This is a genomic window from Bartonella sp. AA9NXGY (assembly GCF_042196845.1).
GTDB lineage: Bacteria > Pseudomonadota > Alphaproteobacteria > Rhizobiales > Rhizobiaceae > Bartonella.
The window spans coordinates 403-720 of record NZ_JBHIRB010000105.1; the positions used below are offsets into that span (position 1 = coordinate 403).

Annotated in this window: 1 protein-coding gene; it reads left to right on the plus strand. The window is 41.2% G+C overall.

Features of this window, described 5'->3' with window-relative positions:
• Positions 1-318, plus strand: a 318-nt coding sequence (locus tag ACFIM6_RS10065; RefSeq protein WP_375612694.1) for a DUF4043 family protein, incomplete at both ends; no start/stop codon positions are given.

The following is a 318-nucleotide window of genomic DNA, read 5'->3' on the forward strand; positions in this document are numbered from 1 at the left end:
GAAGGCAATGAAGAGGCACTACAATTCCTTCATGATAAACTGTATATCAATGAACTTTATCATGGAACAAGAATTGCCAATGAAGGCACTATTGATAATCAGCGCACATTGTTTAATTTGCGCGAAGAAGCCAAAAACAGTTTATCAGATTGGTATGCGGACCGTTTGAGTTTGATGTTTTTCGTTCATGCTTGCGGTTATACCGCTAACAGGCTCAATTTTGAGGGAGAACCGGTTGATCTTGATCCTCTTTTTTGGGGCTTTAATGCACCGTTAGCTCCAAGCAGTAAGCGCATTGTACGACCAGAAGCAAAAACC